The organism is Mesorhizobium sp. CNPSo 4688, assembly GCF_057784295.1.
In genome coordinates this window covers 185,468-205,647 of the sequence record NZ_JBWLUY010000011.1, presented here as the reverse complement: position 1 = coordinate 205,647, position 20,180 = coordinate 185,468, and the positions used below count along the sequence as shown (strand labels likewise).

Here is a 20,180-nt window from a genome sequence, read left to right as displayed (position 1 = left end):
GGGCAAAATGCAAGGCGCAGACGCCCTGTCGGCGCGCCCTGCCACGCAATGCCGGTATATGGTAGTCTCGGGGCCGACATCGCAACATCGACCGACGAACAAAATCGTCTGCTTCGAGGTTCAGCAATGAAGCGCAGTTTCATTTTGGCTGTGATTGCCGGCGCTAGCCTGCTCTGCGGTGCCGCATTTTTGATTGTCGGTCCGTCCCCAGTCTCGCCGGACGCCATCCAGTCGTCGGTTGTTCGTACCCCGGCATTGATCGACAGCGCCTGGAAGTTGCCCGTGGCTGCTACCTTCAATGCCAACCTTGACTGGCAATCGAACGCGTCACGCTGCGGTCCGGCAAGTGTTGCAAACACATTCCGCTCGATCGGCGAAGAGGAGACGACCGAAGCCGAAGTGCTCGCGGGAACCGGAAAATGCTGGACCGGCTTTTGCATCGTCGGTCTGACGCTGGACGAGCTTGCCGACGTCGCTCAGGCGAAAACCGGGCGCAAAGTCTCCGTGCTCCGGAATCTGAGCGCCGACGAGTTCCGCGAGCACATGAAGCACGCCAACGACCCCGGCCGCCGCTACATCATCAACTTCACCCGCGAGACGATTTTCGGCGCCGGCAGTGGTCATTTTTCACCGATCGGCGGCTATCTGGAGGCCGAGGACTTGGTTTTCGTCCTCGACGTCAACGAGCGCTACAAGCCTTGGCTGATCGAGCGTGAACGCCTGTTCTCGGCCATGGACACCATCGACAGCGATGGCGACAAGAAGCGCGGGTTGCTGCTGATCGAGTAGCAGGGTCCCTAAGCGGTTTCGCACCAACGATGCACTCGCTACCTCAACCCGGCCAGCCACGCAAAATGTGTTTCTGGATCTTGCCGGAGGCGGTGCGCGGCAACGCCTCTATGGGCCGAAACAACATGCATGTGATTAGACACGACCGGCAAACGGGTGCCTATTGCATTGTCCACGGGGATGCGGACAACCGAGGAGTGACCCATGATTGCGCTCAATGTAAACGGCGAGGATCGCAGTGTCGACGTGCCGGACGATATGCCATTGCTGTGGGTGCTGCGCGATGTCATCGGCCTGACCGGCACGAAGTTCGGTTGCGGCATCGCCCAGTGCGGCGCCTGCACGGTGCAGCTTGACGGGCAACCGGTGCGCTCCTGCGTGCTGCCGGTCGCCTCGGTCGGCGCGCGCCATGTCACCACCGTCGAAGCGATTGGCGCGACGCAATCGGGCAAGAAAGTGCAACAGGCCTGGCTCGACCTCGAAGTCATCCAGTGCGGCTATTGCCAGTCCGGCCAGATCATGTCGGCCTCGGCGCTGCTGGAGCGCAATCCCGACCCCAGCGACAGCGATATCGACGCGGCGATGTCCGGCAATATCTGCCGGTGCGGCACCTACACGCGAATACGAGCGGCCATAAAACAGGCCGCGAAGGCCTGAGGGAGATAGCCAGCCATGAGCAAGCCGTCCTCCTCCCCGCAAAAAGTCACCTCGCGCCGCGCCTTCCTGCAAGGCAGCGGACTTGTGCTCGGCTTCACGATGCTGGGCGCCGGCATCAGGCCCAGTTTTGCCGCGGCTGAGCCCGTCGAAGGCGACGTCACCGCCGCCTTTTCACCCGACGCTTTTATCCGCGTCGACAGCGACGGCAAGATCACCTTCATCCTGCCCAACATCGAGATGGGACAAGGCACCCATACCGGCGAAGCCACGCTGATCGCCGAGGAACTGGAAGTCGGCCTCGACCAGGTCAAGGTCGTCGACGCGCCGCCCAACGAGAAGCTTTATACGACTGCGCTGCTGGGCGGCCAGGCAACGGGGGGCTCAACCTCGATGCGGGCAACCTGGGAACCGCTGCGTAAGGCAGGTGCTGCAGCCCGCACGATGCTGGTTTCGGCAGCAGCCGCACAATGGTCGGTTCCGGTTTCGGAATGCAGCGCCAAGCTTGGCGTGGTCACGCATCAGCCGACAGGCCGGCAGCTGGCCTATGGCGCGCTCGCCGACGCAGCGGGCAAGCAGCCGGTGCCGAGCGATGTCAAGCTCAAGGACCCCAAGGATTTTCAGCTGATCGGCAAGTCGCTGCGCCGGGTCGACACGGCAGGCAAGGTCAATGGGGCTGTGGTCTACGGCATCGATGTGCGCGTGCCCGACATGAAGGTGGCGACGGTCGCCGCCTGTCCGGTCATCGGCGGCAAGCTCGGCGATGTCGACGAGACCGCGGCCCGCGCCATTCCCGGCGTGCGCGACATCGTCAGACTGGACAATGCGGTCGCCGTGATCGGCGATCATTTCTGGGCGGCCAAGAAAGGCCTTGAGGCCCTCACCATCACCTGGAACGAAGGCGCCAACGCCAAGCTTTCAAGCGCCGACATCATGAACACCTTGAAAGCAGCGTCCAAAAACAAGACCCCGATCATAGCGCGCCAGGAAGGCGACGTCGCCGGCGCACAGAAAGCCGCCGTCAAGACGGTCGAGGCGAGCTATGAATTGCCGTTCCTGGCGCATGCGCCGATGGAGCCGATCAACTGCGTCGTGCATGTGCGCGCCGACGAATGCGAGATCTGGCTCGGCACCCAGGTGCCCACCCAGGCGCAGGGTTGGGCCGCCAAGGTCACGGGCTTTCCGCTCGACAAGGTCATCGTGCACAATCATCTGATCGGCGGCGGTTTCGGCCGCCGGCTTGTCGCTGAATATGTCGGCCAGGCGGTGGCGATCGCCAAACAGGTGAGCTACCCGGTCAAGGTCATCTGGACGCGTGAGGAAGACATTCAGCACGATCTTTACCGGCCGACCTATTTCGATCGTCTCTCGGCCGGTCTCGGTGCCGACGGCCTGCCAACGGTGTGGATCGACCATGTCGCCGGCGGCTCGGTGCTCGGTAACTACATTCCGGGCGGCTGGCCGCAGGACAAGCTTGACGACGACGCCGTCGACGGCGCCGCCAAACCGCCTTACGACCTACCCGTCATCCAGGTCGACTGGGTGCGCGAGGACCCGCCGATGCCTATCACCTGGTGGCGCGGTGTCGGACCGACGCACAATGTCTTCGTGGTCGAGAGTTTTATGGACGAACTCGCCCATGCGGCGGGCAAGGACCCGGTGGAGTATCGCCGGGCACTGACGAAGAACCAGCCGCGGGCCGCGGGCGTGCTCGAGCTTGCGGCCGAGAAATCCGGCTGGGGCTCGTCGCTTCCGGCGGGTAGCGGCCGCGGCATTTCCCTGCACGACGCCTTCGGCAGCTTCATGGCTGCGGTGCTGGAAATCTCGGTTTCACCGGCCGGCGAGATCACGCTGCAGCGGGCGGTAGTCGCCGTCGATTGCGGCATCGCCATCAATCCCAACACGGTCGAGGCACAGATCGAAGGCGGATTGATCTTCGGCCTGTCGGCGGCGCTCTACAGCGGCATCACCTTCAGCAATGGCCGCGTCGACCAGAGCAATTTTCACGACTACCGCATCCTGCGCATCAACGAGGCGCCGAAGATCGAGGTCTATCACGTCAAGAGCCTGGAATCGCCTGGCGGCATCGGTGAGACGGCAACGGTTTCGGCCGGCCCTGCCCTTGCCAACGCGATTTTCGCCGCAACGGGAAAACGCCTGCGCAGCCTGCCCATCGACCGCAACCAGTTGAAGAGCGACGGCGCCGACAAGACCAGTGTATCGATGATGCCGCCGCTGGCAGCGCCCTTGCTGGCGGCGTTGGTGAACAGCAAGGGGCGCCCGGAGACCGGCGTCGAAACCAAAGCCGAAACGCTGTGAGGGCCGAGCCATGAAAAGATTGGTCCGGACCATCCTCGCTGTCGTGGTCGTCGCCGCCGTTGCCGTTGCGTTCTTCCTGTTCAAGCCGGCGCCGCTGCCGGATGTCTCGGTGGCGGCGGCAAAGCTGCCGACCGGCCAGGCACTGATCGATCGCGGCGAATATCTGACGCGGGCGGCCGATTGCGTCGCCTGCCACACGACATCAGGCGGTCAACCCTATGCCGGCGGCCTTGCCTTCAAGCTGCCGTTCGGCACCGTCTATTCCCCCAACATCACCGCCGACAAGGAAACCGGCATCGGCGACTGGAGCGACGCAGAGTTCGCACGCGCCCTGCATCAAGGCATCGACAAGCAAGGCCGCAATCTCTATCCGGCCTTTTCCTATGCGGCCTATGCACAGATGACCACGGAAGATGCACTGGCGATCAAGGCCTATCTGTTCAGCCTGCCGCCGATCCACGCCGAGGCGCCGAAGAACGATCTCGGCTTCCCGTTCAACCAGCGCTATGTCCTGCGGTTCTGGAACCTGCTGTTCGTTCCCAACGGTCCGCTGCCGCAGGACGAAAAGCAGAGCGCGGAATGGAACCGCGGCGCCTATCTCACCGAAGCCATGGCGCATTGCGGTGAATGCCACACGCCGCGCAACCTGCTCTATGGGCTCGATAACGGCAAGAAATTCGCCGGCGCCGAACTGCAGGGCTGGAAGGCCTACAATATCAGTTCGGACAAGACGACCGGCATCGGCAGCTGGAGCGACGAACAACTGTTCGATTATCTGTCGAAGGGCCATGCGGAAGGGCGCGGTGCGGCCACCGGCAGCATGGGCGAAGCCGTCGACTACAGCCTGCGCCATCTGACGCCGGAAGACATCAAGGCGATCGTCGCCTATGTGAAAACCGTGCCGCCGCAAGTCAGCAGCGACAAGGCGATCGTCGAAGCGCAGCCACCGGCAACACTGACGACTTCCATCGCCTACGCTCCGTCTGCCGATTCGGTGGCGCAAGGCGGGCTCGGCCTGAAGTTGTTCCAGGGCGCCTGTGCCAGCTGTCACGGATGGAATGGTGAAGGGTTGCAGACGCCTTACGCGGCTCTGCGCGGCAGCCGCACGGTCAACGACCCCGACGGCACCAATCTCATCCAGGTCATCCTGAAAGGCGCGCATATGACGACGCCGCTGGGCAAGCAGGCGATGCCGGCTTTCGCCAGTGCCTATTCGGATACCGAGATCGCAGCCCTCGGCAACTATGTGCTGGCGCATTTCGGCGGCAAGCAATCCGCCATCACACCGGCTGACGTCGCCAAAGCGCGGGCGCAATGACGCCAGGCGGTGATGCTCCAGCTCACTGCCGGCCGCGCAAGATGTGCTTCTGGATTTTACCCGACGCGGTGCGCGGCAACGCGTCGGTAAGCAGGAATTCCTTCGGCACCTTGTAGCGGGCGATGCGGGCGGCGCAGTGGGCCGCGAGCACTGCCGGGTCGAGGATGCAGCCGGCCTTCAGCACAACGAAAGCCCGTCCGACCTCGCCCCAGCGTTCATCGGCGATGCCAATGACGGCCGCTTCGGCAATGTCGGGATGGTCGAGCAACGCCATTTCGACCTCAGCGGGATAGACGTTTTCGCCACCCGAAATGAACATGTCTTTGCGGCGGTCGACCAGGGTGACAAAACCCTCAGCATCCCGGCGCGCAATGTCGCCGGTGCGGAACCAGCCATCGGATGTGAAGGCCTGCGCCGTCTCGTCCGGCCGGTTCCAGTAGCCGGGCGTGATGTTGGGGCCGCTGAGCCAGATCTCACCGGCCTCGCCCGGGGCGACGTCGTTGCCGTCATCATCGACGATGCGCAGGCAAACCGAAGGTCCCGGCAGGCCGGCGGAACCTGCCTTGCGGGCGATCTGGCCGGCCTCGAGCGGCATGCCGAGCACGGTGCCGGCCTCGGTCATGCCGAAACCGTCGACCATGCGCACGCCCTGCTCCAGCCACCAGCGGATGTCGGCGGCGGGATTGGGAGCGCCGCCGGTGAAGATAGCGGTGAGCGTGGTCCAGTTCGCCGGATCGAAACCTACGCCGTCGCGCAGCATTTTTGCCATTTGCGGCACGCAGAAATAGTGGGTGACGCCGAGTTCAGCATCGGCCAGCCGCCGGTTGGTGAGACCGGCCTCGAAGCCGGGCGAGATCAGCACGGTGCCGCCCTGCAGCAAGGGCGGACGCAGGCTGGTGATGAGGCCGATGACATGGAACATCGGCGCATCGCAAAGGAAGACGCTTGCATTGCCGACCCGCCCCAGCACGCCGAAATTGACCGTGGTGGCGAAGGCGTTGGCCTCGGTGATGATGACGCCCTTGGGGCGACCCGAAGTGCCGGAGGTGTAGAGGATGATCGACGGCTGATCGGCCGCAGGCAAGGGCCGGCGCGTCGCCGGCGCCTGCGCTTCCATAGCCGCCGCAAAATCGGCGACCTCGACCGTCATGCAGTTTTTGGGCGGCGCTCTATCAAACGCGGCATCGTGCAGCAGCAGTGCGGGATCGCAATCGGCGAGGATTGCTTGTTGCTCAGGCGCAGCGAGGCGCCAGTTCACCGGCACGAAGACGGCGCCGAGGCGCATGGCGGCCTGCTGCAGGATCAGCAGGTCGGCGCTGTTGCGGGCGACGGTGGCGATGCGCTGCCCCGGCTCGATGCCGTAGCCGCCCTCAAGCACGGCGACGGCACGCTGGATGGCATGATCGAGCGCATGATAGGTCCAGCGCCGCCCGGAAGCGAGGTCGACGCAAGCGAGGCGCTCGGGTTGCGTCGCGGCATGCAAGGCCACGGGATCTGGCGTCGTCCAGGCCGGCATCTCGCATCTCCTCCCCGATCGGATCTTGGCTGATCACCTTGCCTTGTCGTAGGCGCCGAGGCCGGGCTTGTAGCTCTTCTCATCAATGAACTGGCGGATGCCTTCCTTGCGGCCGTCATTGTCGTAGGAGTTGGCCGCCTCCTGCGCCCGCACCAGATAGTCCTCGGCATTGTCATAGGTCATCTCAGCGACGCGGCGGATGGCGTCCTTGGTCGCCTTCAGCGCGACCGGGTTTTTCTTCAGCAAAATGTTCGCCACCTCGGTGACGCGCGCCTTCAGCTCCGCCAGCGGCACGCTTTCATTGACCAGCTTCCAGGCCGCCGCCTTCCTGCCGTCGATGAGTTCGCCGGTCAGCGCATGATACATGGCGTCGCGCATCGACAAGAGGTCGACCACCACCTTGGTGGCGCCACCGCCGGGCAGGATGCCCCAGTTGATCTCGGAGAGCGCAAACTGCGCCTCGTCGGCGGCGAAAGCCAGATCGCAAGCAAACAGCGGGCCATAACCGCCGCCAAAGCACCAGCCATTGACCATGGCGATGGTCGGCTTGCGGTACCAGCGCAACCGCCGCCACCAGCCATAGGCTTCGCCCTGCGCCTTGCGGACGGCGCCCAGCCCCTTGGCCTCGGTCTCGCGAAAATACTCCTTGAGGTCCATGCCCGCCGACCAGGCGCTGCCCGCGCCCGACAGTACCAGCACCCCGACATCGTCGCGGTATTCCAGCCCATCCAGCACTTCCATCATGCGCCGGTTGAGCGCCGGGTTCATGCAGTTGCGTTTTTCGGGTCGGTTGAAGCGCACCCAGGCGATGCCGTTCTCGACGTCGAAGGCCACGGTCTCTTCGGTCATGGCAATTCTCCTCCTGCTTGCGTGCATGGCAAGCGAAGAGCCGCGCTCCAAACCCGCTTGCATTAATCGCTATGCTACATAGCTTTCACAATTGCTATGTCGCATAGTATTTTCTGCTTGACAAGGGCCTTGATCGCGGTGATCGCTTGCAGCATGGACGAGGCCACAATCCGCAGCAAACCCCGCAAGGCCAGGATAGCGCCGGAAGACACGCTCGACGCGCAGATCGGCTACAATCTGCGGCGCGCTTCGGCCCTGGCGCTCAATGATTTCGCCGTCGAGATGGCCGATGCCTCGTTGCGCCCGGTGACCTACGGCATGCTCGCGTTGATCGACGAAAGGCCCGGTATCCGCGCCGCCGAGCTCTGCCGCCTGCTCGGCATGAAGAGCGCCAACATGGCGCCGCTGCTTGCCGAACTCGAGGAGCGCGGCTTGGTTGAACGCGACGACCATGCGCAGGACAGGCGCGTGCAGGTGCTCGCTTTGACCAAGGCAGCCAAAGCGGCCATGCCGGCATGGCGCCGGCAGGTGCGCCGGCACGAGGACCGGTTCCTGCGGCAGCTGACGAAAAAGGACCGGGCAACGCTACTGCGCCTGCTGCGCCTGATCTGGACCGACGAAATCGATTGAAGGCAGCCCAAGCGGCGCCATCACCGATTGCCAAGCTGGCGCTCTACGGCGCCCCCCTCTGTCCTGCCGGACATCTCCCCACTTGGGGGAGATCGGACGTCGCGCCCGCTTTCGCTAATCACCAACGTTGCAAGAAGATGGCCGGCGCCGAAGCTGCCAATCTCCCCCCTCGTGGGGAGATGTCCGGCAGGACAGAGGGGGGCGCGAAGGATCGCGGCGCTTCAAGACATCTACTCGTCTGTCAGGAGACTCCTTTGCCCCGAATTCCGATTTTCTCCGCCCTGCGCTAGGCTCGCGCCATCCGCAACAGGAGCGCGAAAATCATGATCGTCCAGGCCTGCATCAATGGCGCCCGCGCCGCCGATTTCCACCCTGCCCTCCCGCTCGACGCCGAGGCCATGGCGCGCGACGGTGCGGCTTCGATTGCCGCCGGTGCGGCCGAGTTGCATGTCCATGCGCGCGGAGCGGACCGCCGCGAGAGCCTTTCGCCGGCAGCGATGGATCCGACGATCGCGGCGCTGCGCCGCGCCTGCCCCGGCACGCTGATCGGCGTCTCCACCGGCGCCTGGATCGAGAACGACGATATCGGTACGCTGGTCGCCATCGCCGGCTGGCGCGAATTGCCGGACTATGCCTCGGTCAATCTCAGCGAGACGGCGGCGCCCCTCGTCATGGAAAGCCTGCGCCAGCGCGGCATCGGCATCGAAGCCGGTCTGGCTTCAGTCGCCGACGCCGAGCGTCTCGTCAGCCTCGACCATGGCGGACGCGTGCTGCGCATCCTGATCGAGATTTCCGAGCAGACGCTGGACGAAGCGGTCGCCCTCGCCGACGGCATCGAACAGGTGCTGGCGCGCGCCGGCATCAGGCGCGCAGTCCTGCTGCATGGGTCCGACGCCACGGTCTGGCCTTTCGTGCGGCGTGCGGCGGCGCGCAACTGGTCGACGCGCGTCGGGCTGGAAGACGGCAAGGACCTCCCGGATGGCACGGTCGCCTCCGGCAATGCGGCACTGGTGGCGGCCGCGGTGGCGATCTTCCGGGCCAGCCTATCGGCGTAGCGGCTGACGAATGCGTCGATAGCGTCTGATCTCGCGCTCGCGGGGGAGATCGCCATCTTGCCGAAGCTGGCACAACAGCGAGCCGCAACTCCGCTCTTGCTGTTATTAAAAATTTCTCATAGGCTGTTTTCATATCTGGAAGAAATTTCTTCTTATTTTTCTCCTTTATGAAAGCCTAGCCTTTGCGTGAACATCTCGATCAAACCGATCGACGGCTGGTCAAGCTGTTGTCGCAGGACGCCCAACCCGGCATCAACCGGCTCGCCGAGACGATGGCGATTTCGGTGCCGACGGTGCGCTCGAGGCTGCGCAATCTGCTGGACCGCAATTTGCTGAAGATCGTCGGGCTGCTCAATTTGACCGAGCGCCCGGAGCTGATTTCGGCCATTGTCGGCATCAACGCGCAAGGCAGAGGCCGCGCCCGCGAACTGGCGCAGCGAATCTCGGAACTGCCTTTCGTCAACTCGGCCTCGGTGGTCACCGGGCGCTTCGACATCATCGTCGACGTCACCGTCGCCGGCGATGTCGCCGACCTCTACCGCATCACCAGCGAGCTGATCCCCGGCGCCGGCATTCCCGGCGAAGTGGTGCGCAGCGAGACCTTCGTCGTCATGGCGTCGTGCAACAAATGGGTCAGCCTTCCCGAAGGCTGCTGGTCGGAAGAAACACCGGCCCGCAAGGAGCCGGCATGAGAATAGCAGTTCTCGGCGGCCTCGGCCTGCAGGGCCGCGCGGCCATCGCCGATCTCGTCGCCAGCGCCGGCGTCGAGGAGATCGTCTGCGTCGATACCGCAGCCGACGGCCCTGCCCGGCTTGCCGGCCTGACCGACCTTTCCCGTGTGCGTTTCGTCGTGCCCGAAGGCGCGATCGGTCCGGCACTCGCCACTGTGCTGGCCGATGTCGACGCCGTCATCGATCTCCTGCCGCAGCCGCTGATGCGCGAGGCGGTGCAGGCGGCGATCGCGACGCGCACGCCGCTGGTCACCACCAATTACGGCAAGGCCATTGCCGATCTGGCGCCGGAGGCTGAACAGGCCGGCGTTTCGATCATGACCGAATGCGGGCTCGACCCCGGCATCGACCTCGTGCTCTACGCGCGCGCCGCAAAGCAGTTCTCTACGATCTCCTCAATCGATTCCTATTGCGGCGGCATCCCGGAACCGAAGGCGATGGCCAAGCCGCTCTGCTACAAGGTGAGCTGGAACTTCGACATGGTCCTGGTCAGCCAGAACCGCGACAGCGTGATGATCGAGGACGGCAAACGCGTCGAAGTGTCGGCGGGCCAGCAGCACGACAACCGCTTCATCCATGAGATCGAGGTCGCCGGCCTCGGCCGGCTGGAAGCTTTCCCCAATGGCGACGCGCTGCACTATGTCGAGATGCTTTCTGCCGCCAAGGGGCTGCAACGCTCGGGCCGCTATACGCTGCGCTGGCCGGGCTGGTCGGCCTTCTGGGCGCCGCTGAAGGAACTCGGCTTCCTCTCCGAAGACAAGGTGCCCGGCACAAGCGCCAGCCCACGCGAGTTTCTGGGCAGGCTGCTCGGCCCGCAACTCCAGTACGGCGCCGACGAGAAGGACCTTTGCGTCATGCGCAATGTCTTCTCCGGCCTTGAAGGCGGTCGCCGCAAGACGGTGACATCGGACCTGATCATCGAACGCGACCTCGCCTCCGGTCTGTTCGGCATGAGCCTCGGCGTCGGCTATCCCGCCAGCATCGTGGCGCAGATGCTGGCGCGGCGCGAGATCACCACGCCAGGCCTTTTGAACCCGCTGCAGCATGTTCCGGACGAACCTTTCTTCGACGAGCTGACCAGGCGCGGCATCAGGGTTGCCGAGACGGTGACCTGGGACTGAGGATTTTCGAACGGTGGCGCCGCCGGCAAACGGCGCTGCCGCTCAAAAACAGCCCACGGGATCCGCGGGCAAAACAACAACCACAACGGGAGGAATGCCACATGAAAATTGCCAGACTTTTTATCGCCGGACTTGCGCTCGCCGGGCTCACCACGGCGGCCAGTGCCGGGACGCTCGACGACATCACCAAGCGCGGCGAACTGCGCGTCGCGGTGCAGACACAAGGACCGCCCTTCTCGCTGGTCGGCGCCAATGGCGAACGCACCGGCAGTTCGGTCGAACTCGCCGAACTGATGGCCAAGGAGATGGGTGTCAAGGTCACCTTCCTCGACTATGACTGGGACGGGCTGATCCCGGCGCTGTTGTCGGGTAAGGCGGACCTTCTGGTCGCCGACATGACGCCGACGCTGGCGCGCGGCATGAAGGTCGCCTTCACGACGCCCTATATGTACACGGGCAGCACCGTCTTCACCAAGGCCGACAGCAAGTTCAAGACCACCGAGGACTGCAAGGCCAAGGGCACCAAGATCGCCGTGCTTTTGGGCGCCACCGGCGAGAAGGAAGCCAAGACCGCTTTCCCCGATGCCGACATCAAGAGCTACAAGGGCGGCGGTCCGTTGCTGCTCGACGCGGTCAACAACGGCCAGGTCGATTGCGGCGTCAACGACGTCTCCGCGGTCAAAGGTCAGTCGACCGCTTATCCCGCCGGCACCTTCACCATCATGCCGGAGTTGTTGTCTAAGGAACCGCTTGCCTTCGCCACCCGCTATGACGAGCCGGATCTGCTGGTCTGGATGAACCTGTTCCTCAACCAGGTCAGCATCGACGGCCGCCTGCAGAAGAACCTCGACTACTGGGTCAACTCCGACGCCTGGAAGAAGGATCACTGAAGAATTAGCGAATAGGGAGTAGCGAATAGGGAATGGCCGTTCCGGCCATGCTTGGCTGCTCCCTACCTCCCTACTCGCTATTCGCTACTCGCTATTCGCCCTTCCCTCATCACCGCCGCGCGCCCGATGCTCGAAAACTTCAGCTTCCGCACCATCATCGAATATCTGCCGCTGTTCGGGCAGGGTCTGATCACGACCGTCTGGCTGTCGGCGCTGTCCTTTGCCGGCGCGCTTGCCGTCGGCATCGTGCTCGCCGCCATGAACCTGCAGCGCGGCCAGCTGTTTCGCATTCCGGCCAAGGCCTATATCGACGCCGTGCGTGCCACGCCCTTGCTGGCGCAGCTCTACTTCCTCTATTTCGGCTTGCCGCGGCTCGGCTTTGTGCTGCCCGAGCTCCTCGTCGGCATCCTCGCTTTGTCGCTGAACAGTGGCGCCTATATCGCTGAAATCATTCGCGCCGGTATCCTGTCGATCCCGCGCGGCCAGGTGGAAGCCGGCGTCGCCTCGGGGATGACCTATGTCCAGCGCATGCGCCTCGTCATCCTGCCGCAGGCATTCAAGGTGACGATCCCGCCACTGCTCGGCCAGGCGATCGTGCTGGTCAAGGATTCGGCGCTGTTGTCGCTGATCTCGGTTTCCGAACTGACGCGCGCCGGCCAATTGCTGGCGTCCGACCGCTTCATGCCGGCGGAAGGTTTTCTCACCATCGCCGCTTTTTATCTGCTGCTCTACTATTGCCTCAAAGGATTGGCGGGGCTGTCCAGTCGCTGGCTCGGCCTGCAGCCGGCAAGGAGCAGCACATGATCTGGCAGCAGCTGCAAAGCCTCGCCGGTAGCTATCCCCTCGCCTTGCGAGGCCTCGGCATGACCGTGATGCTGTCGCTGATCAGCCTGGTGCTTGGCACGGCGCTCGGCTTCGGCCTCGGCATATTGCGCACCGGCGGCAACCGTCTGATTTCAAGCGTGATCGGCGCCTGGGTCGACCTGATCCGCGGCACGCCGTTCCTGGTGCAGATCTTCCTGATCTTCTTCATCCTGCCGGAGTTCGGCATCGAGCTCGACGCCTTCACCGCCGGCATCATCGCGCTGACCAATCTGGCCGCCTGCTTTATCTGCGAAATCGTCGCCGCCGGCATCCGTTCGGTGCCGACCGGCCAGGTCGAGGCGGCGCTGGCGTCCGGCCTGTCGCGCTGGCAGCGCATGCGCCAGGTGGTGCTGCCGCAAGCGATGCGCATCGTGCTGCCGCCGCTGGTCGGGCAATATGTGCTGCTGATCAAGGATTCCTCCGTCGTCTCGGCCATCGGGTTGACCGACCTCACCCGCGTCGGCTGGCTGGTGGTGCAGCGTGTGCCCAACGGCCTGCTGGTCTTCTTCCTCGTCGGCGTCGGCTATTTCATCGTCTGCTATCCGCTGATCATGCTCGCCCGCCGGCTGGAGCGCCGCATGGGTGCGGCGCATGGCGAGGTGCAGCTGTGACATCGAACCCAAAGGGCCGACCGCCATGACCAACCCAAGCCCGACCAAAACCGGCATGATCGACTTTCGCGGCGTCAACAAATGGTTCGGCGCGCTCAATGTGCTGAAGGACATCACACTCAGCGTCGAGCCGCGCGAGGTCGTCGTCGTCTGCGGCCCCAGCGGCTCGGGCAAGAGCACGTTGATCCGCTGCATCAACGGCTTGGAGACGATCAAGGGCGGCGACCTGGTCGTCGACGGCCAGCGCCTCGGCGACCCCGCCACCAACATGACGCTGCTGCGCACCGAGATCGGCTTCGTCTTCCAGTCGTTCAATCTCTACCCGCACAAGACCGCGCTGGAAAACGTGACGCTGGCGCCGATCCATGTCCGCAAGATCCCCCGCGCCGAAGCCGAGCAGGCCGGTCGCGCCTTGCTGGCCAAGGTCGGCCTCGCCGACAAGGTCAACGCCTATCCCTCACAGCTCTCCGGCGGCCAGCAGCAGCGCGTGGCGATCGCCCGCTGCCTCGGCATGCGGCCGAAGATCATGTTGTTCGACGAGCCGACCTCCGCACTCGACCCCGAGATGATTTCCGAAGTGCTCGATGTCATGGTGGCCGTCGCCGAGGAAGGCATGACGATGATGGTGGTGACGCACGAAATGGGCTTCGCCCGCAAGGTTGCTCAGCGCGTCGTCTTCATGGACGCCGGCGCCATCGTCGAAAGCGGCACGCCGGAGGAGTTCTTCTCCGCCCCGAAGACTGACCGCAGCCGGGCTTTTCTGAGCAAGATTTTAAGGCATTAGAGTCGGGACTCGAACGGCAGGCTGCCTCCGGTGGTGGGAATTGGACATTCGAAGCCGGTCGTCCGAATGGCCGCTGCGCGCTAACTGCCGCACTCAGCGGCAGCCAATGAGCGTCCTGTTTTGGGCCGATTCCGGTCAGGCAGCTTTTCAAGAACTACCCTACGAAAGCAGACGTTTAGGTCGGTTTGAATTGACGATCCATCGGCTGATGGACCGAAGTGAGAGCTTTCGCGACATCTGCCAGGAACTCCCCGATGCAGAGTTTGCGCTTTCGAAGGTCGCCGAGGCCTCGTTTGCATTGCGCGAAGCCAGACGAGCCGAATGGCAGGAACTGGTGGATCGGTTGGTTGAAGAAGTAGGAGCAGCAGTGCTGAATACCGACGCTGCCCGGAAATCCGGTATCAACCCATGGCCGCCACGGTGAACATACACGAATGGTCAGAATGAGGGTCTTCCGATTGTCAGCTTGCGGGGGGCAGTCGGTGGGCACCGCGATGAGGTTCAGTGCTTGCTCGAGTCCTTCCCGCTCATCAGCAGGTGAATCTCGCTCCCCGGAGTAAACTCCCCGACGGTCGATTTCAGAAGCCGTAGGGCACCGGGCAAATCTTGGGCGTCGATCCTCCGCTTCATTTCGTCGAAGATGCGCACGATCAGCGCTCTCTCAATCGACCGTGGAGATGCGGCCAGGATCCCCGACGCACCGGTCCCGCTCAAGGTTTCCTTGTTGTCGAAAAGTTCCTCGTAGAGTTTTTCCCCCGGCCGAAGCCCGGTGTAGACTATCTGAATGTCGGTGTCCGGGCGGCGCCCCGAGAGACGGATGAGATTTCGAGCAAGATCCACGATCTTCACCGGCGAGCCCATGTCGAGAACGTAAATTCGGCCGCGCTCCTCCTGTCGTGCGTGGCTATGCGCCGCCGCCTGCAGGACGAGGAGGCAGGCTTCCGAAATTGTCATGAAAAAGCGTTCCATGTCCGGATGGGTAACTGTCACAGGCCCGCCGGCCCTGATCTGCTTCTCGAACAGCGGGACCACGGATCCGGCCGACCCCAGGACGTTGCCGAACCGAACGGTGACGAAACGTGTGCCGTTGACCTGCGAGTCGATATCCATCGCCTGGCAGAACATCTCCGCCATCCGTTTAGTCGCGCCCATTACGTTAGCGGGATTCACAGCCTTGTCGGTCGACACCAGAACCATCGTGGAGACGTTGGCATGAAGCGCGGCCTCGGCAACATTGCGCGTCCCGATCGCGTTGGTGAAAAGGCCTTCAAGCGGTTGAGCCTCAACGATCGGTACGTGCTTTAGTGCCGCGGCGTGGAAGAGCACCTGGGGTCTGTGGGCCTGGACAATGGTGTTGACAGCGTCTTTTTCACGCACGTTGCAAAGGGCAGCATGCAGTTCGAGGCTCGGGCGGGTGCCAGTGAGTTCAGTCGCGATAGAGTAGAGAAGGTGCTCGCTGGCATCCAAAAGAACGAGGGTCCGTGGGTTCAGGGCCGCGACCTGACGTGCCAGCTCGGATCCAATCGAACCGCCCGCGCCGGTGATCATGACGGTCCTGCCCTCGATCATCGAGGCGATCTTGGGCACATCAAGCCTAAGGGGCGGACGTTGCAGGAGATCTTCCAACTTGATCGGACGGAGTTCGATTTCAGCGTCGATGCTTTGCATGTCGAGGAGGTTCGGGAGCCTGAGGATTTCGACTTTCTGCTGTGCCGCGATCTCAACCAGCGCCTCGATGCTGGCGTGCCGCTGATAATCCTCGCGCGAACGTGTCAGAATGAGCGCCTCGGGCCGGCGCCCCTGGGCCTCGAATTGATCGAAGATCTGCGGCAGTCTTTCCAGCGGACCCAACACTGGAACCCCGCGAATAGAACGCCCGGTCCTGCGATCCCGTTCGTCGATTATCGCAAGGACCACGAATGACAAGGCACTGTTTCTCTCCTTAATGGTCCTCACGAAGGCGTCGGCGTTGTCGGTGGCTCCAACCAGCAGCACGAACTTACAGGTGCTGCGATCGAACAAGCGATCGGTGTCGTGGCGGTTGCGATAGAGCCGATACGCGGCACGCGGCCCGGCTAGCAGCACGATCACGAAGGCCCACGCGATAAGGATCGAAGAACGGGGAATCAAGGTCAGTCGATCCAGCAGAAACTGGGCAACTGTGAAACTAGCGACGGACGCAGTAGCTGCATAGGTGATTGCCAGGAGATCCGACAGCGACGCATAGCGCCAAATACCACGGTTCAGCCCGAGCACAAAACCTGCGCCGCCGACAATAATCCCAAATAGCGCCGCCGCGCCAAGGAAATTCGTCAAGTTTTTAACAACTATATCAAAATCAAACCTCAACGCGACCGAGAGAAACATTGCGGCAGCACCCATTGTGCCATCGTGCACCAGAGCCAGGCCCCGCAATACTATCAGTCGAGAAACTCGCCAGGACCGAGTCGTTTTGTCTCCAGCATAAACATGCTTTCGCTGTTTCCATTCTTCTGGAGACACTAGTTTTAGACCTTTCGATAAAAGGCGGCGATCAACTCGATCCGCCGACGTCCAATGTCCGAACAGCCGAGGTTCGGTCGCTCGGAGTCGCAGTATAGAGCCTTGGTGCTGACATGTGCCAGTAACGTCTGAAAATGTGAATCGTCCACGCGGCGATTATCAACACTTCCCCGAGGGAGGACGCCCAAGTTCAAGGCGATGGTCGAGCCGGTGCGATGGGATCTTGTCGATGTCGGAAGCCACACCGTCTGGCAGGGCGCCGAAGACTTCATCGAGGAACTCGACCTTTCAAAGATCGCAATGTCGCCAAATGGGACAACGCGGTCCATCTTCAGCCAGACTGCGATTTTCAACCAAGCCGCTCCATACCCAGCTGACTCCATCAAGTGCCTTGACCTCGCAGAGAACGCAGGTATCCGAAAGCGTCGACAGCGCTCAAAATCGAGTGGCCGCCCCTTGACCCATTAGAGAACACTATCGACGCTAAGCAGACGTAACCGATCGCTTCTCGCTATGCCCGCGAATGGCGCAACCGCGACCTCCAGCGCGGTCGCCGGTAATGTCCGCCTTAAGGCGGTGGCCGAGCTAACTTCAATGGCCGAGATGCGGCGCAAAGCAGTCATGCACGCCTCCCCTGTGATGTCTGCTTCGGCTCAGATCGCGTCTTTCCCGCATTCCTCACAGCGTCGCCAGCCGCGAATTGGTCATGGCCTTTCCATAGGCTTGCCGCAGCGTTTGCTTCTCCTCCAGCGCAGCGATGACGCTTGCGGCAAAATCCGTTGCGTACATGTCGGCCAGCCGGCTCAGCCCGCCCGGTGTGAAGACGTTGATCTCCAGAAGTTTGTCGCCGACGATGTCGAGCCCGACCAAGAACATTCCGTCGCCGATCAATTTGGGACGCACCATTTCGGCAATGCCCGGCATCTTGGCCGTCACTTGACCTTGCGGGCCCTCACGCACTAGCGGCAATCGACAAAAAACTTCTCCATGCGCGCGCATATCGGGTCGACCGCCAAGAACGCCTGGAAATGATTGCATCCGATGAGTTCGAGATAGTCGGCGCCGGCAAGGGCTGCAAAATCACGGACCTTCGGACACAACGGATCGGCCTCTCCGCTAATCGCAAGGATCGGTCGATCAAAGCCGACAAACGGTGCCGACCGATCGGACCGGTCCAGTGCAACGCATGCCCGCAGGGCCTCAAGATCATTGCTTCTGAGTTGCCTGACGTTCCCGACTGTCAACGGCCAGTTCTCGGTGCGCAGATACGAGATCCAGGGTTCTATGTCGACGCTCACGGCCGCCCTGAGCAGGCTCAGATCCTGACCGAAGGGATGCGCCCCGTTGACGACAAGCGAGCGCACCCGGTTCGGGTAGTGGGCGGCAAACGCCAGGGCAATCGTGCCGCCCAAGGAATGCCCACAGATGTCGGCGTTGACTGCGCCGATATCATTCAGAACCGCCGCGACATCTGTCGCGCATCGCCCGGCATCATACGCTTCGGGCACATGCGGCTTGTCGCTTCTGCCGTGACCGCGAGCGTCGATCAGTATCAGTTGCCGCCCCGCCAACCGCTCGACGTAGCCCACTTCACGCCAAATCGTGTGATCTGCTGTAAAGCCGTGCAGCAGCACGAGCGGCTTTCCCGTCCCGACCACCTCATAGGCAATGCGGGTTCCGTCTTCCGATACGACGAACATGATCGTTCCTTCTGCAGGGCGCAAAACTTCACAACCGACATCAAGAGTTGTGAGCGTCGCCCTACACAGGGGGTGTCCCCTGATCGTCTCCGGCTGCGATCAGCTGCCTCGTGCAAACGCGCTGATGCTGTCGAGCAGCGGCTGCTGATCGCCGACCCAGAACCAGTGGTCGTCACCGGCGACCTCGATGAAACGCGCGTCCGGGATTTTGGCTGCGAGGAACCGCCCGGCCTCGACGCGCACGGCACGGTCGCCGGAGCGGTGCAGAACCATCGTCCTGGTCGAAACTTTTGCCAGGAGGTGGCGGACGTCGGTATCACGCAGCGCTTCGAGCAGACCTGCGACCGCGCCGGGACTGGAGGCTGCCCTGAGCAATCCGGCCCACCAGCTCTGCGCCTGGCGGTCTGCGGCCAGGCTCGGGGCGAAGGTCTGGATTTCCGCGGGACCACCCCAGCCGGCGAGCAGGCGTTGCTTCCACAGGTCGTATTGGGCAACGGTCAGGGCAAAAGGATAGTCGGGCGCGCGGCTGCCTTTCGCCAGGGAAGCCCAGAGAACGAGGCCGATCAGGCGATCAGGATGGTTCACGGCAAAACGAATACAACCCGGCCCACCCTCCGATGCACCGATGAGCAAGGCCCTACGGCTGCCGGCCGCGTTCATGACCGCCAGAATATCCTGCGCCGTCGCTTCAACGGTTGGGCGGTCGCCAACGCGGTCGGAAAGTCCCATGCCGCGCCGGTCGAAAAGGATCAGACGACCGAGACGCGAAACCGCGGTGATCCAGGAGCGGCAGCTTCTGTCTTCCCAAACCCGCTCGACATGCGAAATGAACCCCGGAACAAGCACGATATCCATCGGGCCGCTGCCGACGATCTGGTAGGCAATATGGACGCCGTCCACGTCGACATAGCGCGTTCTGGGCACGTCCGAGCCAATATCGCGCGTTGGTTCACGCAGCAGGGCAAGCGTGGCGGAGTCTGGCGCTATGCCGAGTTCGTCCCGCAATAACCGAACACAGGTCTCGGCCTGGCGCTCGGCTGCCGCCCTGTCCCCGGCCGCCAGGTGGGCGCGGATCAGGTGACGGTGTGCGCTTTCGCTCAAGGGGTCCAGTGCCGCAAGGCGCGTCGCATGCACGACCGCGCTGCGAGGCTCGCCGCCGGCGATCTTCGCTTCGACGAGCCGCTCCAGCGCCTGCACCAGCCGGCCGCGCAGGGCCTCGCGCCTGAAGAAGACCCATTCCTCGAATTCCAGACAGTCCGGCAGTGAGAAGCCGGCGAGATAGTCGCCCTTGTGGATATCAGCGGCCTCTTCGAGAGGACCGACATCACAGGCATGCTCGAAAACCCTGGAGTCGACCTCGACAGACAGCGCCGGATGCAGGCTGAGGGATGTTCCGCTGGCGGCGATAACCTCGCTGCCGAACGCGATGCGGATTTTATACAGCGTGCGCCGAAGGCGCGCCCGTGCGGCGTCCTCGTCGGTTTCGGGCCACAAAAGCGTAGCGGCAACCTCGCGCGCCACGGGCCTATCGGCCTCGGCGAGGTAGATGAGGAGCGCGGCTGCCTTGCGCAAGGCAAGCTCCACCCGCCGCCCGTTCAGACGGAACTCCGGAAAACCCAGAAGTCGGAACTGCAATCGCTCCATCGATCCGTATGCGCCGAGCGGGGACGTTGAGGGGACGCAGGCCTTCTACCTATCCCCACGACGTTGGGCCATTTGGCCCGTCTGAAGACACCCTTGGAGCGATAAATGTCACTGGTCAATACTCTCACCTTTCAGCGCATGCCCGAGGCTGGCGGCCCCATCGGCGCCTCGAACACCGAGCAGGGAGGCTGAGACATGTGCCA

The 20,180-nt window shown here is 63.1% G+C and carries 18 protein-coding genes and 1 pseudogene; 13 read left to right on the top strand and 6 right to left on the bottom strand.

Going from position 1 to position 20,180, the window contains the following annotated elements:
- Positions 1-126: 126 nt before the first annotated feature.
- From AC04SH_RS22495 to AC04SH_RS22480, 4 genes are all read left to right on the top strand, one after another.
- The gene (locus AC04SH_RS22495) at positions 127-789 is read left to right on the top strand and encodes a phytochelatin synthase family protein (RefSeq protein WP_488576689.1); all 663 of its coding nucleotides are present in this window, start codon (positions 127-129) and stop codon (positions 787-789) included.
- Between the two features lie 204 nt (positions 790-993).
- Entirely contained in the window at positions 994-1,446 is a 453-nt protein-coding gene (locus AC04SH_RS22490; RefSeq protein WP_488576688.1) for a (2Fe-2S)-binding protein, read from the top strand.
- 15 nt (positions 1,447-1,461) lie between these two features.
- The gene (locus tag AC04SH_RS22485) at positions 1,462-3,762 is read left to right on the top strand and encodes a xanthine dehydrogenase family protein molybdopterin-binding subunit (protein WP_488576687.1); all 2,301 of its coding nucleotides are present in this window, start codon (positions 1,462-1,464) and stop codon (positions 3,760-3,762) included.
- 10 nt (positions 3,763-3,772) lie between these two features.
- Positions 3,773-5,080: a c-type cytochrome gene (locus AC04SH_RS22480; protein ID WP_488576686.1), complete on the top strand. Its 1,308-nt coding sequence runs from the start codon at positions 3,773-3,775 to the stop codon at positions 5,078-5,080.
- 22 nt (positions 5,081-5,102) lie between these two features.
- Here the strand turns inward: AC04SH_RS22480 and AC04SH_RS22475 are convergent, their stop codons facing one another.
- Together AC04SH_RS22475 and AC04SH_RS22470 are read right to left on the bottom strand one after the other, a co-directional pair.
- Positions 5,103-6,596, bottom strand: coding sequence for an AMP-binding protein (locus AC04SH_RS22475; RefSeq protein ID WP_488576685.1), 1,494 nt, complete (start codon positions 6,594-6,596; stop codon positions 5,103-5,105).
- Positions 6,597-6,629: 33 nt separating this feature from the next.
- Positions 6,630-7,445, bottom strand: a complete 816-nt coding sequence (locus AC04SH_RS22470) for a p-hydroxycinnamoyl CoA hydratase/lyase (RefSeq protein ID WP_488576684.1) — start codon at positions 7,443-7,445, stop codon at positions 6,630-6,632.
- A gap of 153 nt (positions 7,446-7,598) precedes the next feature.
- On the opposite strand from AC04SH_RS22470, the gene AC04SH_RS22465 reads away from it, so the two are divergent.
- From AC04SH_RS22465 to AC04SH_RS22425, 9 genes are all read left to right on the top strand, one after another.
- On the top strand, positions 7,599-8,075 hold the full coding sequence (locus AC04SH_RS22465) for a MarR family winged helix-turn-helix transcriptional regulator (protein WP_488576683.1): 477 nt from the start codon (positions 7,599-7,601) through the stop codon (positions 8,073-8,075).
- 323 nt (positions 8,076-8,398) lie between these two features.
- On the top strand, positions 8,399-9,130 hold the full coding sequence (locus AC04SH_RS22460; protein ID WP_488576682.1) for a 3-keto-5-aminohexanoate cleavage protein: 732 nt from the start codon (positions 8,399-8,401) through the stop codon (positions 9,128-9,130).
- 182 nt (positions 9,131-9,312) lie between these two features.
- Positions 9,313-9,822, top strand: coding sequence for an Lrp/AsnC family transcriptional regulator (locus AC04SH_RS22455; RefSeq protein WP_112560910.1), 510 nt, complete (start codon positions 9,313-9,315; stop codon positions 9,820-9,822).
- Positions 9,819-10,982, top strand: coding sequence for a saccharopine dehydrogenase family protein (locus tag AC04SH_RS22450; RefSeq protein ID WP_488576681.1), 1,164 nt, complete (start codon positions 9,819-9,821; stop codon positions 10,980-10,982). The genes AC04SH_RS22455 and AC04SH_RS22450 overlap by 4 nt, the downstream gene beginning before the upstream one ends.
- A 101-nt stretch (positions 10,983-11,083) precedes the next feature.
- Positions 11,084-11,872 carry an ABC transporter substrate-binding protein gene (locus AC04SH_RS22445; protein ID WP_488576680.1) on the top strand — a complete coding sequence of 263 codons (789 nt, stop codon included), beginning with the start codon at positions 11,084-11,086 and terminating at the stop codon, positions 11,870-11,872.
- A 126-nt stretch (positions 11,873-11,998) separates the two neighbouring features.
- Entirely contained in the window at positions 11,999-12,676 is a 678-nt protein-coding gene (locus AC04SH_RS22440) for an amino acid ABC transporter permease (RefSeq protein WP_488576679.1), read from the top strand.
- Entirely contained in the window at positions 12,673-13,347 is a 675-nt protein-coding gene (locus tag AC04SH_RS22435; RefSeq protein WP_142869840.1) for an amino acid ABC transporter permease, read from the top strand. The genes AC04SH_RS22440 and AC04SH_RS22435 overlap by 4 nt, the downstream gene beginning before the upstream one ends.
- A gap of 25 nt (positions 13,348-13,372) precedes the next feature.
- Positions 13,373-14,131 (top strand): amino acid ABC transporter ATP-binding protein, encoded by a 759-nt coding sequence (locus tag AC04SH_RS22430; RefSeq protein WP_488576678.1) that lies wholly within the window; start codon positions 13,373-13,375, stop codon positions 14,129-14,131.
- Positions 14,132-14,237: 106 nt separating this feature from the next.
- A complete protein-coding gene (locus tag AC04SH_RS22425) occupies positions 14,238-14,555 on the top strand; it encodes a hypothetical protein (RefSeq protein ID WP_488576677.1) in 318 nt (105 codons plus the stop codon).
- Between the two features lie 77 nt (positions 14,556-14,632).
- On the opposite strand, the gene AC04SH_RS22420 is transcribed toward AC04SH_RS22425, so the two are convergent.
- The 4 genes and pseudogenes from AC04SH_RS22420 to AC04SH_RS22405 all read right to left on the bottom strand — a co-directional run bounded on the left by AC04SH_RS22420 (position 14,633) and on the right by AC04SH_RS22405 (position 19,977).
- The gene (locus AC04SH_RS22420) at positions 14,633-16,513 is read right to left on the bottom strand and encodes a polysaccharide biosynthesis protein (RefSeq protein ID WP_488576676.1); all 1,881 of its coding nucleotides are present in this window, start codon (positions 16,511-16,513) and stop codon (positions 14,633-14,635) included.
- Positions 16,514-17,311: 798 nt separating this feature from the next.
- Positions 17,312-17,548, bottom strand: a pseudogene (locus AC04SH_RS22415) (ATP-grasp domain-containing protein); the annotation flags it as partial.
- Positions 17,549-17,592: 44 nt separating this feature from the next.
- On the bottom strand, positions 17,593-18,333 hold the full coding sequence (locus tag AC04SH_RS22410; RefSeq protein ID WP_488576675.1) for an alpha/beta fold hydrolase: 741 nt from the start codon (positions 18,331-18,333) through the stop codon (positions 17,593-17,595).
- A gap of 99 nt (positions 18,334-18,432) precedes the next feature.
- The gene (locus AC04SH_RS22405) at positions 18,433-19,977 is read right to left on the bottom strand and encodes a bifunctional AfsR/SARP family transcriptional regulator/alpha/beta hydrolase (protein ID WP_477234759.1); all 1,545 of its coding nucleotides are present in this window, start codon (positions 19,975-19,977) and stop codon (positions 18,433-18,435) included.
- Positions 19,978-20,180: the final 203 nt, after the last annotated feature.

Bases quoted from the DNA above. Each gene is read 5' to 3' on its own strand.
- AC04SH_RS22495 (WP_488576689.1), top strand. From the start codon at position 127: ATGAAGCGCAGTTTCATTTTGGCTGTGATTGCCGGCGCTAGCCTGCTC.
- AC04SH_RS22490 (WP_488576688.1), top strand. From the start codon at position 994: ATGATTGCGCTCAATGTAAACGGCGAGGATCGCAGTGTCGACGTGCCG.
- AC04SH_RS22485 (WP_488576687.1), top strand. From the start codon at position 1,462: ATGAGCAAGCCGTCCTCCTCCCCGCAAAAAGTCACCTCGCGCCGCGCC.
- AC04SH_RS22480 (WP_488576686.1), top strand. From the start codon at position 3,773: ATGAAAAGATTGGTCCGGACCATCCTCGCTGTCGTGGTCGTCGCCGCC.
- AC04SH_RS22475 (WP_488576685.1), bottom strand. From the start codon at position 6,596: ATGCCGGCCTGGACGACGCCAGATCCCGTGGCCTTGCATGCCGCGACG.
- AC04SH_RS22470 (WP_488576684.1), bottom strand. From the start codon at position 7,445: ATGACCGAAGAGACCGTGGCCTTCGACGTCGAGAACGGCATCGCCTGG.
- AC04SH_RS22465 (WP_488576683.1), top strand. From the start codon at position 7,599: ATGGACGAGGCCACAATCCGCAGCAAACCCCGCAAGGCCAGGATAGCG.
- AC04SH_RS22460 (WP_488576682.1), top strand. From the start codon at position 8,399: ATGATCGTCCAGGCCTGCATCAATGGCGCCCGCGCCGCCGATTTCCAC.
- AC04SH_RS22450 (WP_488576681.1), top strand. From the start codon at position 9,819: ATGAGAATAGCAGTTCTCGGCGGCCTCGGCCTGCAGGGCCGCGCGGCC.
- AC04SH_RS22445 (WP_488576680.1), top strand. From the start codon at position 11,084: ATGAAAATTGCCAGACTTTTTATCGCCGGACTTGCGCTCGCCGGGCTC.
- AC04SH_RS22440 (WP_488576679.1), top strand. From the start codon at position 11,999: ATGCTCGAAAACTTCAGCTTCCGCACCATCATCGAATATCTGCCGCTG.
- AC04SH_RS22435 (WP_142869840.1), top strand. From the start codon at position 12,673: ATGATCTGGCAGCAGCTGCAAAGCCTCGCCGGTAGCTATCCCCTCGCC.
- AC04SH_RS22430 (WP_488576678.1), top strand. From the start codon at position 13,373: ATGACCAACCCAAGCCCGACCAAAACCGGCATGATCGACTTTCGCGGC.
- AC04SH_RS22425 (WP_488576677.1), top strand. From the start codon at position 14,238: ATGAGCGTCCTGTTTTGGGCCGATTCCGGTCAGGCAGCTTTTCAAGAA.
- AC04SH_RS22420 (WP_488576676.1), bottom strand. From the start codon at position 16,513: ATGGGTGCTGCCGCAATGTTTCTCTCGGTCGCGTTGAGGTTTGATTTT.
- AC04SH_RS22410 (WP_488576675.1), bottom strand. From the start codon at position 18,333: ATGTTCGTCGTATCGGAAGACGGAACCCGCATTGCCTATGAGGTGGTC.
- AC04SH_RS22405 (WP_477234759.1), bottom strand. From the start codon at position 19,977: ATGGAGCGATTGCAGTTCCGACTTCTGGGTTTTCCGGAGTTCCGTCTG.